Source organism: Microbacterium sp. LTA6, from assembly GCF_045690355.1.
Lineage (GTDB): Bacteria > Actinomycetota > Actinomycetes > Actinomycetales > Microbacteriaceae > Microbacterium.
In genome coordinates this window covers 577,738-592,244 of the sequence record NZ_CP147855.1, presented here as the reverse complement: position 1 = coordinate 592,244, position 14,507 = coordinate 577,738, and the positions used below count along the sequence as shown (strand labels likewise).

General features: G+C 65.7%; 17 protein-coding genes and 1 riboswitch. Of the genes, 10 read left to right on the top strand and 7 right to left on the bottom strand.

The annotated features are described in order from the left end of the window. Positions 1–148 precede the first annotated feature (148 nt). The 4 genes from LTA6_RS02795 (at position 149) to LTA6_RS02780 (ending at position 4,323) form a co-directional block, all read left to right on the top strand. Positions 149–463 carry a hypothetical protein gene (locus tag LTA6_RS02795; RefSeq protein WP_404904189.1) on the top strand — a complete coding sequence of 105 codons (315 nt, stop codon included), beginning with the start codon at positions 149–151 and terminating at the stop codon, positions 461–463. Positions 464–604: 141 nt separating this feature from the next. After that, positions 605–2,563 (top strand): GNAT family N-acetyltransferase, encoded by a 1,959-nt coding sequence (locus tag LTA6_RS02790; protein ID WP_407358584.1) that lies wholly within the window; start codon positions 605–607, stop codon positions 2,561–2,563. Then, positions 2,548–3,012: an ASCH domain-containing protein gene (locus tag LTA6_RS02785; RefSeq protein ID WP_404904193.1), complete on the top strand. Its 465-nt coding sequence runs from the start codon at positions 2,548–2,550 to the stop codon at positions 3,010–3,012. Before LTA6_RS02790 ends, LTA6_RS02785 begins: the two co-directional genes overlap by 16 nt. A 147-nt stretch (positions 3,013–3,159) precedes the next feature. Continuing rightward, positions 3,160–4,323, top strand: coding sequence for a hypothetical protein (locus tag LTA6_RS02780; protein WP_404904194.1), 1,164 nt, complete (start codon positions 3,160–3,162; stop codon positions 4,321–4,323). Between the two features lie 433 nt (positions 4,324–4,756). Here the strand turns inward: LTA6_RS02780 and LTA6_RS02775 are convergent, their stop codons facing one another. Together LTA6_RS02775 and LTA6_RS02770 are read right to left on the bottom strand one after the other, a co-directional pair. After that, positions 4,757–5,323 (bottom strand): hypothetical protein, encoded by a 567-nt coding sequence (locus LTA6_RS02775; protein ID WP_341975948.1) that lies wholly within the window; start codon positions 5,321–5,323, stop codon positions 4,757–4,759. Between the two features lie 2 nt (positions 5,324–5,325). Next, on the bottom strand, positions 5,326–5,886 hold the full coding sequence (locus LTA6_RS02770) for a hypothetical protein (protein ID WP_341975947.1): 561 nt from the start codon (positions 5,884–5,886) through the stop codon (positions 5,326–5,328). A 113-nt stretch (positions 5,887–5,999) separates the two neighbouring features. Between LTA6_RS02770 and LTA6_RS02765 the strand changes: the two genes are divergently transcribed. After that, a complete protein-coding gene (locus LTA6_RS02765) occupies positions 6,000–6,233 on the top strand; it encodes a hypothetical protein (RefSeq protein ID WP_407358583.1) in 234 nt (77 codons plus the stop codon). A 45-nt stretch (positions 6,234–6,278) separates the two neighbouring features. Here LTA6_RS02765 and LTA6_RS02760 read toward each other — a convergent pair whose 3' ends face one another. Together LTA6_RS02760 and LTA6_RS02755 are read right to left on the bottom strand one after the other, a co-directional pair. Next, positions 6,279–6,752: a DUF6326 family protein gene (locus LTA6_RS02760; RefSeq protein WP_407358582.1), complete on the bottom strand. Its 474-nt coding sequence runs from the start codon at positions 6,750–6,752 to the stop codon at positions 6,279–6,281. Beyond that, positions 6,752–7,789: an NAD(P)-dependent alcohol dehydrogenase gene (locus LTA6_RS02755; RefSeq protein WP_407358581.1), complete on the bottom strand. Its 1,038-nt coding sequence runs from the start codon at positions 7,787–7,789 to the stop codon at positions 6,752–6,754. The genes LTA6_RS02760 and LTA6_RS02755 overlap by 1 nt, the downstream gene beginning before the upstream one ends. Positions 7,790–7,920: 131 nt before the next feature. Between LTA6_RS02755 and LTA6_RS02750 the strand changes: the two genes are divergently transcribed. From LTA6_RS02750 to LTA6_RS02740, 3 genes are read left to right on the top strand one after another with little or no spacing between them, the layout of a single operon-like run. After that, a complete protein-coding gene (locus LTA6_RS02750; RefSeq protein WP_407358580.1) occupies positions 7,921–8,616 on the top strand; it encodes a DUF2306 domain-containing protein in 696 nt (231 codons plus the stop codon). Positions 8,617–8,620: 4 nt separating this feature from the next. Continuing rightward, positions 8,621–9,736: a sensor histidine kinase gene (locus LTA6_RS02745; RefSeq protein WP_407358579.1), complete on the top strand. Its 1,116-nt coding sequence runs from the start codon at positions 8,621–8,623 to the stop codon at positions 9,734–9,736. Further along, positions 9,733–10,410, top strand: coding sequence for a response regulator (locus LTA6_RS02740; protein ID WP_407358578.1), 678 nt, complete (start codon positions 9,733–9,735; stop codon positions 10,408–10,410). Before LTA6_RS02745 ends, LTA6_RS02740 begins: the two co-directional genes overlap by 4 nt. A 78-nt stretch (positions 10,411–10,488) precedes the next feature. On the opposite strand, the gene LTA6_RS02735 is transcribed toward LTA6_RS02740, so the two are convergent. Further along, positions 10,489–10,890 (bottom strand): nuclear transport factor 2 family protein, encoded by a 402-nt coding sequence (locus LTA6_RS02735; RefSeq protein ID WP_407358577.1) that lies wholly within the window; start codon positions 10,888–10,890, stop codon positions 10,489–10,491. An 82-nt stretch (positions 10,891–10,972) separates the two neighbouring features. On the opposite strand from LTA6_RS02735, the gene LTA6_RS02730 reads away from it, so the two are divergent. Then, positions 10,973–11,374 carry a helix-turn-helix domain-containing protein gene (locus LTA6_RS02730; RefSeq protein ID WP_341975938.1) on the top strand — a complete coding sequence of 134 codons (402 nt, stop codon included), beginning with the start codon at positions 10,973–10,975 and terminating at the stop codon, positions 11,372–11,374. A 12-nt stretch (positions 11,375–11,386) separates the two neighbouring features. Here LTA6_RS02730 and LTA6_RS02725 read toward each other — a convergent pair whose 3' ends face one another. Next, entirely contained in the window at positions 11,387–11,929 is a 543-nt protein-coding gene (locus LTA6_RS02725) for a putative immunity protein (RefSeq protein WP_407358576.1), read from the bottom strand. Positions 11,930–11,988: 59 nt separating this feature from the next. Next, positions 11,989–12,096, top strand: a riboswitch (TPP riboswitch). On the opposite strand from LTA6_RS02725, the gene thiC reads away from it, so the two are divergent. After that, positions 12,090–13,859, top strand: a complete 1,770-nt coding sequence (gene thiC / locus LTA6_RS02720; RefSeq protein ID WP_341975936.1) for a phosphomethylpyrimidine synthase ThiC — start codon at positions 12,090–12,092, stop codon at positions 13,857–13,859. (Overlaps the previous riboswitch by 7 nt.) A 7-nt stretch (positions 13,860–13,866) precedes the next feature. On the opposite strand, the gene thiE is transcribed toward thiC, so the two are convergent. Further along, a complete protein-coding gene (gene thiE, locus LTA6_RS02715; RefSeq protein WP_407358575.1) occupies positions 13,867–14,505 on the bottom strand; it encodes a thiamine phosphate synthase in 639 nt (212 codons plus the stop codon). Positions 14,506–14,507 lie beyond the last annotated feature (2 nt).

The window sequence follows — 14,507 nt, the reverse complement described above, 5'->3', positions numbered from 1 at the left end:
ACCGACATCGTGACTGTCCCCGCTGACCGCCCGCGTGGTAATCAACTCATGGACACCGCCGCGTGCACCTAGTCCGCACCAAGGCATTGCTCACACAACCGCTCGGGCCCGCCAGGATGGCGCAAGATGTAGACGGGAGGCGATGCCGATGAATCTCTACCTCGTAAGGAACCCCGACGGCGTGCCTGTCTGGGTGGCACTCGAAGATGACCAGAAGCGCCTGTACTCGTACGTGCAAAACACCGGGAAGTTTCATCTCAACGCTGGGCTCTACGAGGACTTCTACTTCGACCAGACGATGACCTACGAACCACTCGATCAGCAGGCCGCGGAGGCAGCGATCCTGAGTGGAGTCGGCCTCCGCGACGAACACTCGTTCGTCCACATCCTCGCGCGCTACCGCCGGGATCCGGATGCTCTCTCGCCGGAGGCGGTATTCGGGCATACCCTCGACCGATCGTGACGGTAGAGGGGGCTGCTGCGATGCCGCGCTGTGGCGCTGGCCGCTCGCGCGCAACTAGCCCGTACGCTAGGCGCTATGGCGCGGGTTCAGATATTCGCCTGGAGCGCTGACCGCTCGCAGGCCGATTCTGAGTATTCTCGCGTGCTGGAGCTGCACCGAGATCATCGCTCCACGCTCGGGCATCTGCCCTATGCGGCGTTCGAAGAGGCTCGATCCCGTGGCCGGTTGATTGTGGGCAGCGTTGATGGCACGGTGCAGGGATACGTGCTGTACAGCACGCCTCGACAGCAGACTCTGAAGCTCGTCCACGTCTGCGTCGGTGAGGCTGCCCGCGGTACTGGTCTTGCAAAGGAAATGGTCCACGCAGCGATCACAGCGAATCCAGATCGAGCACTAATCACGGCGCATTGCCGGTCAGACTACGAGATCGATGGGTTTTGGCATTCGCTTGACATGGCGCCGACGGGTGAGCGCCCGGGCAGGGCGGCGAAGGGCTCGGTGCTCACGATTTGGACAAGGAAGATCGGGCAGTTCGACCTGCTGGAGAGTGCGCTCTACGAGTCATCTCGACCGATCGCTGTCCTTGATTCGAACGTCGTGATCGATCTGTACGTCTCAGGTCAGATGGATCGCCCGGATCGTGAAGAATCCAAGGGACTTGCGGCGGACTGGCTAGTTGACGTAGTTGACCTCGCCGTTTCGCCCGAGGTGTCTATTGAGGTAAACCATCTTGAGCCTGCGTCCGAACGGCAACGTGTGCAGCGCAACCTCAGCGGACTGGTCGCCTTGCGGCGGCAAGACGGCATGCGATCCCTCGCGTCGGACATCCTCCGAAGAATGCCGGCCGAGCTCACGGCACGAGACCGCAGCCTTCGTAGCGACGCCAAGCATCTGGCGGATGCGGTGCTTGCCGGGGCTGACTACTTCGTGACGCGGGACGAGACCTTCCTCGCCGCGACCGCGAGTTGGTCACGCAAAGAGTACGCGATCGATGTTCTCCGGCCAGTTGATCTTCTCAGGACATTCATTCCGCCGTCCGCCCCGACGGAGTTCCGCTCAGGCCAACTCGAGTCGGTCGGACTTCGTTGGGAAGCAGTGACGGCATCATCCTCTGGTCTCGAGGAGGTGTTCGTTGAAGTCCACAAAGGCGAAAAAGGCAAGCAGTTCCGGAAACGACTTCATGCAGTTCTTGCGAGACCTGCTAGTGCGAGGATCGACCTGCTGGTTGACGAGCGAGGGCGGAAACGTGCCCTGCTCTCCGCCGAGGTCCGCGGTGAAGTGCTGTGGGTTGCGGTGATCCGCGTCGCGCGGGGATCACTCGGCGGCACCATCGCGTTTCAGCTCACACGATACCTTCGGGCGTTGGCGTTGGAACGAGGCGCAACGGCTGTTGAGGTCGTCGACGACGTCGTCGACGAAGTGCTTCGAGCCGCCCTGGTCGCAGACGGTTTCGAGGGGGCGCCTCTCAAAGTGAAACTAGGTCGTCACCCTCGTGCGGCCCAGACTGAGTCGCTGGAGACCCCAGGCGCGGTCGCCGACTACGAGCGGAAGAACTGGCCCCAAATCGTGCTCGACAAGGCTGTTCCAGTGCGAATCGTGCCTATTCAACCGCGGTACGCGCGCGAGCTCCTCGGGTTCAATGACACGCTGATCCAGCTACGCGAACGGCCTGCGCTGGGGCTCGCCCGCGAGTTCGTCTATTTCGCTGCACCGAAGATGAGACACTGGGACATCCCGACTCGCGTGCTTTGGTATGTGACCAAAGATCCCAGGGCGCGAGAGAGCAGCGCCGTCCGAGCTGTGGTGGCACACTCCCGCGTACTCGATGCTGAAGTACTGGACGTCCAGGACGCGGCTGAGAAGTATCGATCACTCGGCGTCCTGCACCGAGACGAGATTCAAGGTCATGCGATTGACGGAAAGGTGCTTGTGCTGAGGTTCGAGGACACGCAGGTGCTTGACCAGCCCGTCGGCAAGCGCTCGTTCGACGCTCTGCTCCGCAAGCACGGAATCACGACGTCGCTACTCACAACGCGTACCGGAGCTCCGGGTCTTTTCGACGACATCATCCGCACGCAGCCAGGATGGGACGCCAGATGAAGAGGGCGCTGCTGATCTCAGTGAAACCGCGCTACGCGCGCGCGATTCTCGAAGGACGGAAAACCGTCGAAGTGCGACGGAGATTCCCAGAGGTGCCACCCGGCACCACAGTTGTTCTGTACTCCAGTTCCCCGGAGAGAGCTGTTCTGGGAACGGTGCGCCTCAAACAGACAATCACAGTTCCTTCCGATCGCGTGTGGGAGATGCACTCCAGCGCGATCGACATCGCCGAAGACGCGCTCGGCGAGTACCTTGAGGGCGCTGAAGACTCCACTCTGCTTGAAGTGGAGGACCCGCAAACGTGGGCACGCCCTGTCTCGTTGACGTCCTTGCGGGCTCTCCTCGGCCTTGAGCCACCTCAGAGCTTCCGCTATCTCGACGCGGATCAGGTGGCTCTAATCGCGACGAGCGGTGCGAACTCGACGCACTCGACGGGCCCGTCACAGTAACGGTTCGCTAGATTCTCCGACGCACTCTCGCTACTCGGCGCGTGGCGATGCACCAGTCCTCCGGCGGTTCTGCACACGGCTCGACCCGATCGCCCTTCGATTCAGCGCCGCGTGACGCCGTTGAGGAGACAGTGCGAGGATGCGAGGGTGGATCAGCTTCCTAATGCCGTTGAAATCGGTCAACGTTTGCGAGAAACCGCCCTGCGAGGGTTTGTTCCGGTTCCGGAAAGCTCGCAGGCGCCACCCTGGGGTGGGTCAACGCGGGCCGACATAGACCGTCTCGGTTGTCCGGTGCCGGGTGTGATGGCACTCGCCTGCTCACTCGTGGGGCTCCGACTCAACGGCCCCGGCGAGAAGGTTGCTTGGTGGACGACGTTCATGCTCGACGGCGCGCGGTACGAACTCGCCCACCAGAAGTTCGGTCTGCGCTTGCGACTAGCCTCAGACGGTCTTGATCCGGCAGACGTCGAGTCGCGGATGCGAGCGACCATCAAGCGGCTCGTCTCGGCAACCAAGATCGTAGAGAAAGAAGTCAGCAAGCAGTCCCAAACTCTCATCGACCGAGGCGACGCCACTGTCATCAATCAGCACTTCCGGCTGCATCGGGTTTACGAGTACTTTCGGGACCGGGCGGTCAACCCGGAAGTCGTTGAGGATCTCAATGAAGAGAGCGAAACCACCTTTGGTACGTCGTGGCTGTTCCGGAGCGGCAAGGCCGTGATGGAGCTCAACTCCAGCCACGATGCGGCCGCGGCCGTGACGGCGTACCTGAGCAGATTCGAGCATGACCTCGTACTGGCCTTGCCGTTTGCCGGATTCGATCCTGCCTCCGACCACCTGACCCAGTTCATAGGGATGAGGTGGGGCCTGAAGTTCGACCGAATCTTTGGCGGAGACAAGCGGGCGCGCTCGCTACTGGAACGCCTCATCCAAGTGGTGGAGGCGTGGCGCAACCCCTATGCCCACGGTGGCTTTGAAAAGGGTCACGGATCGACGGTTTACATCCACACCCCCGTCGCCGGCGCGTTGCCAGTCGGGTTGAGTGCCGCACGAGCTCGTCCATCCCTCGCACTCGGCATCACGCATTCGATCTCTGTAGCCGAGGTGTTTGCACTCTTCGACGAAATCGACGAGTGGTTCGCGGGAACATGGAAACAAGCCTTCGCCTGGATCGACTCCGGGCTGGCGGTGAGGTTCGATTCGGAGTTCCTCAACGAACTCGAGCTCTGCCACGCCGACCAGGAGCGCTTCGAGTCATTCCTGAGCTACTCGGAGTACCGCCAAGATCAGATCGACAACATGGATTTCTGATCCACTGACCTGGATCCGAAGACTCGCATCAGCCGCGCTCTCGCGCCCTACGGCTTGCTCAACTGCTTCGTGGATAGCCGCGATGCGATGCGATGTTCTTACTGATGGCGGGGCCCGATCAACAACTCTGCACAGATCGCTCCGCTCATCATTGAGCTGCCGTTCGAGGTACCGCTTCCCGGTGAGTACGACGACATGGTCGCCAGACTGCAGGCCGCCGCGGTTTGTGTCGAGAAGACTGAAACCGCAAAGGCGGGCCATCGGCGCAGATTCTGACAACTCGGATGAGACGCATAGGGGCCGGCGCGTGCTTGAGATTTCGCGTGATTCCGGCTCAGTCGCGTCTCACCTCATGACAACTCCAGTGAGATCGGACACCTGTCTCACGAAGCGCCGGAGCATCACGTGGATGCTGGAGCGTCGGCGAGTGAGGTCAGTGCTTCATGCAACGGCCCGGCCCTTGATCGAGATCTTCGTCGTCTTCGGACACCCTGGGTGCGGCGCGGTGCGGTGTGATCTGGCTCAGGGCGAGTGTGCCCGCACATGCGAAGACGACGAGGTCGCCGGGGGAGGTCTGCTCCGGGAGGCGCACTCGCATCGGGCTCTCTTCGTCGGATGAGTGGATGAGCATGGGCTGAAGATCACGGCCGCGCGGACTGTTCAAGAGCTCAGCGTGCATGACGCGGGGAATGATCGGGCGCAGGTCGCAATCGACATCAAGATCTACCTCGCGATGCCAGCGCCGTCTCTCCCGACGCGCGGTGACGGTCGCGACCACCAGGGTTCGGTACGCGCCACCGCTGTCACCGATCCCGGACGCAGCCGCAGGAGCGATGAGAACGCAGGGCGTGCGTCGTTCTCTGGCGAGGTCGATCAATGAGCGTCCGCCCACGACGACGTCGTGTTCGCTGATCGTGGTGTTCTGGGGCCATAGATCTCGGGACTCGCGTTGACGATCGTTTCGAAGAAGCGAGGTCGTGTGGATGAGGGTGTGCATCATGGTCACTTGGTCCTCGCCGTCGGTGACGCCAGGGCGGGCGTGAGGCGGGCCGTCTTGGGGCGTACATCGTGCAGCGTGATAGCACCAGCGCAAGGCACGGTGAGGATGTCGCCCTCCCGGAGGTCCTCCGGCACGCTCACGGTTGGATGCGGCCAGCTGGATCCACCATCCTCTCCGGGGATCAGCTCAATCTCCACGTTTCGTGACGTGGACGCGCGACCGATCAGGCGGCATTCCTCCCAGCGGGCGTCGATCGCGTCGAATGTGCAGTCGGTGAGGGCAATCCGCTTGCTCTCTTGCGTGTCGACCCGGAGGGTTATGCGGAAAACCAACACACTGACGTCCGTTCCGGAGCCTACGTCGCGGGTGCCTTGCGATCTCGGTCGGGGAAGGTCGCCGGTGAGAATGGCAGGCGAGTCGCTGATCTCCAGTAGCCGCATCAGTGAGATCCCGCCGACGACGACGTCTGTGGTCGTCGGTTCCGTGTGCACTGGCCAGCAGTGGGCGGCGATGGGAACAGGAATGCTGCGACGCAGCGTGGGGAGAATCTCGGTAAGAGTCATGACCCTGTCTTACGCCGCCCTCCGACCCGTGCGACAGTGACCTCACGGAACCCATGCGCGGGAGGGCACCTGCACTATTGCCGCGCGTCGCGTCGCTCGCTAGCCTCCCTGGGATGGACATCGCATCGTGGTGGCTTCGGCTTGCGACCGAGGACCAGCAGTATCTGATCGCAAACAACGGGGACGAGGTTCTTGAGCCCCTCCGATCGCGAGTCGTAGCGGCGGGTGCGGTGAGCGGTTCGCCCTTGTGGTGGAGCATCAGCGACGATCCGTCGGACTCCACACTCGCCGACGCTGTCACCGACTGGATCGAGGCCGTTGCCAACGGCGAAACTCCGATGCCGTGATGACCGCGTCGGCATCCTCCCCAGCGCAATTTTGATAGCCGGATCTCATGGCCTGGGCTGGTCGCCACGGCCGGTCATGGGTGCGGTGCGCGGCCAGGTCCAGGCGTACCGCAGGATGACGGCGAGAAGGATCAGCTCCAGCGCGACGCCGAGGAAGTAGAAGTACATCCACGACCCGCCCAGCTCGCCGACCGCGTTGAAGGCCGCGAAGGGGACCTGAATCGAAGCCACGACGAGGTTCGCGATGCGGTTGGCCCTGGCCGGCAGCAACATCGACAGCGCGACCATGAAGATCGGGATCGCCAGGAGGATCAGCGCGGTGATCGCCCAGGTCTGCGTGATGTCGAACTCCCAGACCACGCCGATGAGGATGTCATCGACGACGCCGGGTTTGTAGAAGGCGAGAATGTCCACATAGATGTACAGGAACATGAAGCTCGCCCACGCGGCGGCGAGCTTGGCCTTGACCGGTACCTGCTGCTCTTCCAGTGCCGTGGCGGTGGATTGACGAGTTCTCATCAGATACTCCTTTGTCGGGGTGAGGGAACGACGGTGTCCGTTTCAGCGTGAGTGACGCGCAGCACGACGTTGCCCCGCTTGCGCCCGGTGTCGACGTAGCGATGCGCATCGACGATGTCGGCCAGATCGAAGGACCGGTCGATGACGGCCTGGTAGCGGCCGGAGTCCGCGAGGCTGACGAGGTACGCGAGCTCGTCAGCGCCGGGCTTACCGACGTTCCAGGTGACGAGCTTTCCCGAGCGGCGGCTCTGCCCGCGGCTGCGCAGCATCGACCACAGGTCACTGATGACGAGCAGGAGCGCCCCGCCCGGGTTGATGGATGCCTCTACTCGGCTGAAGGGGGCATTGCCGACGCAGTCGACGATCACGTCATACGTGCCGCCTCCCGAGGCGAAGTCCTGGCGGGTGTAGTCGATGACCCGGTCGGCGCCGAGGGAGGTGACCAGTGCGGCGTTGCCGCCGCTCGTGACGGCGGTGACATCGGCGCCGAGATGCTTCGCCAGCTGGATCGCGGCGGTGCCGACCGCGCCGGAAGCGCCGTTGACGAGCACCGAGGTGCCCGGCCCGATCGCGACCTGGTTGAAGAAGCCCTGCGCGGTGATGCCGCCGAACACCAGCGTCACCGCCTCCTCGAGGGTCATGGTGGCGGGCGCCCGGGTGATCGCGCCGTCGGCGGGCAGGCACACGTACTCGGCGTGACCGCCGAACGCGGCGTCCATCGAGGCGATGACCCGGTCGCCGGGGGCGAAGACGGTGACGCCAGAGCCGACCGCCGCGATGACGCCCGCGGCATCCATGCCGAGGATCGGCCGGCTGGGCCGGAACAGGCCGAGCCCGATGGCGGCGAGCATCCCGAGGCCCGACGGGATGTCCCGAGCGCGGGCTCGGTGATCGGCGACGCTCACCGTGCTCGCGTGCACTCGGATGAGCACTTCGCCGGGCTTCGGCGAGGGGGTCGGGCGTTGCTCGAGGTGAACCTCCTCGGGGGCGCCGAAGCGGCGGTAGACGGCCGCGGTCATGGTCGTGTTGGTTGTCATGACTCGATGCTCGCCGTCTCGGTGAAGCGCGTCATCGGCCGGACGGCCCGGATCCGGTCGGCCGAAAGTACGGCTCTGAGTCCGTGCGGAAGGCCGATGTCCAGGGCGCTCGATCAGGCGAGCATCGAGACATGTCGCAACAGATGAAGACCACCCGCCCCCTTGCCGAGCAGAAGCGGCGGCCGAGGAGCGGATGGCTGGCCATCACCGGTCTCCTGCTGCTCAGCGTCCTCCCCGTGATCGGCGGAGTGCTTCGCTTGGAGGAGGTGGGCACCGAACCCGCAGACACAGTGCTCTCGTCGGTGCCGATCGTCGCGCACATCGTGGCGATGACCGTGTACTGCGTTCTCGGCGCATTCCAGTTCTCTCCGGCACTGCGAACTCGGCGTGGGTGGCACCGCATCGCCGGCCGTGTCCTGATTCCTGCGGGATTCATCGGGGCACTGTCGGCCGCGTGGCTCGCGATCTTCTTCGGTGGGCCGACGGACGAGCTCGCACTCGCCATGGTTCGTCTCGTCTTCGCCGGAGCGATGATGGTGTTTATCGTGCGGGCCGTGATCGCGATCACGCGGCGCGACTTCGCTGCGCACGGAGCATGGATGACGCGCGCCTATGCGCTCGCTCTCTCTGGCAGTACCCAAGCCCTCGTGCTGGTGCTGTGGACGATCCCCCTCGGTGACGTCGACGTATACGGTGAGGCCTGGTTCGTCGCTGCGGGCTTCGTGATCAACAGCGTCGTTGCGGAGTTGCTCATCCGACGACGACGCCGCCGACGGTCCGGCCGACGCATGCGCGGGGTGTCGGGCCGTGGTGCGCTTGTATCCTGACCTGGTGACCGGCCTCTTGCGTTCCGCGTGGAGTGCGCCGAGCGCGGCGCCCCCTCCGCCGCGCCGGGTCTGGCGGGATTGGGCTCTCGTGGCTCTTGTCGCCGTGCTGGCGGTGATCGAGGGCATGTTCAGAACCGACCTGTCGCAGCCGGTCCTCATGGTGATCGTGTTGCTCGCCGTGCTGCCGACCGTGCTGTGGCGCCGCACCAAGCCGCTTCTGATGCTCGTCGTGGTGATGGTGCCGATCGACCTGCTCCTGCCCGACCCCGTCCTCTACACGAACCTCTTCGTCATGGTGATCGTGTACGCGTTGTACCGCTGGGGATCCGGTCGCGACCTCATGATCGGATCGGGCATTCTCCTCGTGAGCCTCGGGCTCACGTTCGTCCGAGGGGGAGGGCTCAACGAGCTCGTCGGCGGGTTCGCGCTGCTGCTGACGATGGCGCTGCTCGGCACCGCATTTCGCTACCGCGCAGGATCCCGCAGGCGCCTCCTCGACAGCATCCGGATGCGGGAGCGTGAGCACCTCGCCCGTGACCTGCACGACACGGTCGCCCACCACGTCTCCGCCATCGCGATCCGTGCCCAGGCGGGTCTTGCGGTGGCGGCGCGAGACCCGCGCGCAGCGCAGGACGCGCTCGGTGTGATCGAGGCGGAGGCGGCCAAGACCCTCAGCGAACTGAGGTCGATGGTGCGAGTGCTGCGGCAGGGCGAGACGGCGGAGCTCGCGCCGAGCCCGCGGCTGGACGACATCGAGCAGCTCGCCGGCACAAGGCCGGGCGGCGCGGACGTCACCGTGAAGGTCGAAGGCGACGACGGCAGCATCCCGCCGCCGGTGGCTGCCGCGGTCTTCCGTCTGGCGCAGGAGTCCGTGACCAACGCCCTCCGACACGGGCGGCAGGTCACCCGTGTCGACGTGCTCGTGGAGGCAGACGAGGGCGGGGTGCGGTTGAGCGTGACGAACGATGGCGACGTCGCCGCGTCGCCGACGCCGGGCTTCGGCATCATCGGCATGACGGAGCGCGCCGCTCTGCTCGGCGGCACCTGCCAGGTCGGCCCTGCGCCCGGCGGCGGATGGGTCGTCACCGCGGTGCTTCCTCGTGTTGGATGGGCACCATGACCATCCGCGTGCTCATCGCCGACGACCAGGAGCTCGTGCGCACCGGGCTGAGCATGATCCTCGACGCGCAACCGGACATCGAGGTCGTCGGTCAGGCGGTCGACGGCAACGAAGCTGTCGCCCTCGCCCGCAGCCTGCGACCGGACGTCTGCCTGTTCGACATCCGGATGCCCGACCTCGACGGCATCGAGGCGACCCGCGTGCTCGCCGGCCCGGGCGTGGACGACCCGATGGCGGTCGTCATCGTCACGACCTTCGACCTCGACGAGTACGTCTTCGCGGCGCTGCGGGCGGGCGCCAAGGGCTTTCTGCTCAAGGATGCCGGTTCCGAGCTGCTCGCCCAGGCGATCCGCGCTGCCGCGAGCGGGGATGCCCTGATCGCCCCCAACGTCACCGTGCGGCTGCTCGAGGCCTTCGCCGGAGCGGGGCCGGCTGCGCCGCCGCCGCAGCCGATCGAGCAGCTCACCGAGCGCGAGGAACAGGTGCTCGCGAAGGTCGCTGGCGGCCTGAGCAACGGCGAGATCTCGACTGAGCTGTTCATCACCCTCAGCACGGTGAAGACGCACGTGGCGAGCCTGATGACCAAGCTCGGCGCTCGCAACCGCGTCGAGATCGCCATCTGGGCGCACCAGACAGGGCGGATGCGTGCACGAACCGCCGGCGACGGCCACTGACACTGCGTGCTCTCGACCGGGCGGCAGGCAGGGTTCAGACGGCTCGCGCCTGAACCCACAGCATCCCGAGCGCGCGCCTCAGGCGCGTCCCCAGAATGCGTCCTCGGCCGGACCATCCTCCGAGAACAGATGCACTTCGACGATCTTCCCGTCACGAACGGTGAGCAGATCGACGCCGCTCATGTCCATCGATACGTCGCTGCGCTGGCCGGTGAAGCGAACCGGAACGGCGACCAACTCGCCGTTGACCATGGCGGGCCCGGACACCGAGAGCTGGAAGGTGCCTTCGCTGACCTCCATCATGCCGCCGATCATGGCGCCGACACCGTCGATACCGGCGTGATCTCCGGAGAATCGGTTTGCTCCGGGCTGGTGCCAGACGACGTCCGGACTGATGAGGCTCATCGCGGCGGGCACGTCGCCGTTGCCGAGCGCACTGAAGTAGGCATCCGCCACAGCAGCAGGGGTGTTCTCGCTCATTGCATTTCTCCTTCTATCGAGGTGATCTGACCTATGATTACATTTGGTAACTTGTTACCTCAACGTAACTAAGGGCGTGATTATGGAAAGACCGGAGTGGAACGTGATGCTCGCGACGTGTCCCTCGCGGACATCGCTTGCGCGGATCGCCAACAAGTGGACGGCGATGATCGTTGTCGCCCTCAGTGGTGGGGCCCTGCGGTTCGGGGAGATCCGCGAAGCGGTCGGGGGTATCAGCGGAAAAGTCCTCGCTGACACTCTGCGAGAACTCCAGCGCGACGGGATCGTCTCCCGGACGGCGTTCGATCAGATGCCTCCGCGCGTCGACTATGCCCTCACTCCACTCGGGCGCACCCTTCAAGAACCGCTGGCAGCACTCGGGCGGTGGGCCGAATCGCACATCGAGGAAGTCGAGGTCGCCCGCGCCGCGTACGACGATATGACGATGCCCACCGACACCGGAGCGGTGCGAACTCTGCGCTGAGCGCTCTGCCGACTACCTACCGGCGTTTCGCAGTGCGGTGTCGAGCATGCTCATGATCTGCGCGACGCGGTTCGTCCCCGGTGGCGCCGGAGGGTATCGGCGAAGGACGTCGATCAGACCGGGGCTCGCGGATTCTGCGCAGCGCCGGACAGCGAGAGCGCCGGGCTCCTCATCGCCCGCGTCGTCCAGCTCGGCGAGGTACGCCTCGATCGCGGTGGCGCGAAGGATGTGCGCGACCTGGTGCGCTTTGGCGATCGGATGCAGGTACGCCGCTGCCGCTGCGTCACCGGCGGCCTGCGCGGCGAGCTTCGCGCGCTCATCGGTCGATTCCTTCGCCGCACGGTGAGCGGCGAACGCCGTCGTGCGTTGCAGCATCGTGCGGGGCGCCCCGGCGGCGAACGCCCGTGCGGCATCGACGGCTTCACGAGGGCGGGCATCATCCGGGTGAACCCGTTCGAAGATCGGGAGGATCCGTGCCGCTGCTTCGGCGGCGAATCCGGCGACCACGCGGATCTCGTCCATCGCCAGCTCGAAGTCGCCGGAGGAGGAAGTCACCTGCCAACTCTAAGCGGGCGGTCGGCGCCGACTTCGTCGTCGCCCGCGTGCTAGCATCATCCCGTCCACACGGGTGCCCGAGCACGGGCTGAGATCTGGCTGAAGCTGCCTGCGACCGTAGAACCTGTCCGGGTAATGCCGGCGTAGGAAGTAGGAGCCTGTGAGCACCTTTGAAAAGGTGCGCGTTCTCGCGCACCATCACGATGAAGAACACGGCATTTCGGTGCCCGTCACCCGCATCTCGCTCGCCGATTCGCCGGATGCCTCGGCGAACGAACCGTTCGATGTGTACCGCACCGAAGGGCCGCCGTGCGAGCCGGAGGCGGGCCTTCCGCCGATGCGCGACGGCTGGATCGCCGCGCGCGGCGACACCGAGGAATACTCGGGTCGTGCCCGCAACCTCCACGACGACGGTCGCAGTGCGACTCGACGTGGTGCAGCCTCCGCCGAATGGCGAGGCGCGAGCCGCCCGCCGCGCCGCGGTCTCGATGGGCGCACCGTCACCCAGATGCACTACGCGCGCCAGGGCGTGATCACGCCCGAGATGCGTTTCGTCGCGGTGCGTGAGGCGTGCGACGTCGAACTCGTCCGTTCCGAGGTCGCCGCGGGAAGGGCGATCATCCCGGTGAACGTGAACCACCCCGAGTCCGAGCCGATGATCATCGGACGGGCGTTCCTGGTGAAGATCAACGCGAACATCGGCAACTCCGCGGTGACGAGCTCGATCGCCGAGGAGGTCGACAAGCTGCGGTGGGCGACCAAATGGGGGGCCGACACGGTCATGGACCTGTCGACGGGCGACGACATCCACACCACCCGCGAGTGGATCCTGCGCAACTCGCCGGTGCCGATCGGCACCGTGCCGATCTACCAGGCTCTCGAGAAGGTCGACGGCCAGTCGCGCAGCCTGACCTGGGAGATCTTCCGCGACACCGTGATCGAGCAGTGCGAGCAGGGCGTCGACTACATGACGATCCACGCCGGCGTGCTGCTGCGCTACGTGCCGCTCACCGCGAACCGGGTGACCGGCATCGTGTCACGCGGCGGGTCGATCATGGCCGACTGGTGCCTCGCGCACCACCAGGAGAACTTCCTGTACACGCACTTCGATGAACTGTGCGAGATCTTCGCGCGGTACGACGTCGCCTTCTCGCTCGGCGACGGCCTGCGGCCAGGCTCCACCGCAGACGCCAACGATGCCGCTCAGTTCGCCGAGCTGGACACCCTCGCCGAGCTCACGGCGCGGGCATGGCAGTACGACGTGCAGGTGATGGTCGAGGGTCCCGGCCACATCCCGTTCGACCTGGTGCGCGAGAACGTCGAGCGGCAGCAGGCGCTCTGCCACGGCGCCCCGTTCTACACGCTCGGCCCGCTCGTGACCGACATCGCGCCCGGTTACGACCACATCACCTCGGCGATCGGCGCCACCGAGATCGCCCGTTACGGCACGGCGATGCTCTGCTACGTGACCCCGAAGGAGCATCTCGGGCTGCCGAACAAGGACGATGTGAAGACCGGTGTGATCACCTACAAGATCGCCGCTCACGCTGCCGACATCGCCAAGGGCCACCCCGGCGCCCGAGACCGCGACGACGCCCTGTCGAAGGCGCGGTTCGAGTTCCGCTGGCGCGACCAGTTCGCTCTGTCACTCGACCCGGATACCGCCGAGGCGTTCCACGACGAGACCCTGCCGGCAGAACCCGCGAAGACGGCTCACTTCTGCTCGATGTGCGGGCCGAAGTTCTGCTCGATGCGCATCTCGCAGGACATCCGCGACCGTTTCGGTGGCGTCGCCGAACAGACGGCGATCGCCGGGATGCAGCAGCAGGCAGAGGCCTTCCGCGAAGCCGGGGGAACCGTCTATCTGCCGGCGCCCGCGTTGCGGGATCCGGCGGGCGAGAAACTGCCAGAGCCGACTCTCCGCGGCTGAGTGGATGTCACATCTCGGGCAGCCGCGCGCGCAGTTTCCGCGCGGCATCGGCGGGGTCGCCGGCCTCGGTGATCGCGCGTACGACGACGATCCGGCTCGCGCCGGCGGCGACCACTTCGTCGACCGTGTCGAGGTCGATCCCTCCGATCGCGAACCACGGCCGCGCGACACCGGCCAGGTCGGCATCGGCGGCCGCGCGTACGAGGTCGAGGCCGACGGCGGCGCGGCCGGGCTTCGTGGGCGTCGCCCACACGGGTCCGACGCAGAAGTAGTCGAGTCCGGGCTCGGCGCGGGCGGCGGCGAGCTGGTCGGCGTCGTGGGTCGACAGGCCCAGTGCGATGTCGCCGCCGAGAATGCGGCGCGCAGCCGGACGGGGCAGGTCGCCCTGGCCGAGGTGCAGGACGGGCGCGCCGGAGACGGCCGCGATATCAGCCCGATCGTTGACGGCCCACAGTCGACCGTGCCGCTCGGCGACCTCGCGCAGGATGCCGAGGTACTCGAGTTCCTCGGCGGCTTCGAGCGCCTTGTCGCGCAACTGCACGATGTCGACGCCGCCGGAGTAGGCCGCGTCGACGAACTCGGCGAAGTCCCCTCGATCGCGGCGGGCGTCGGTGCACAGGTAGAGCCGGGCGGAGGAGAGCAGCATGC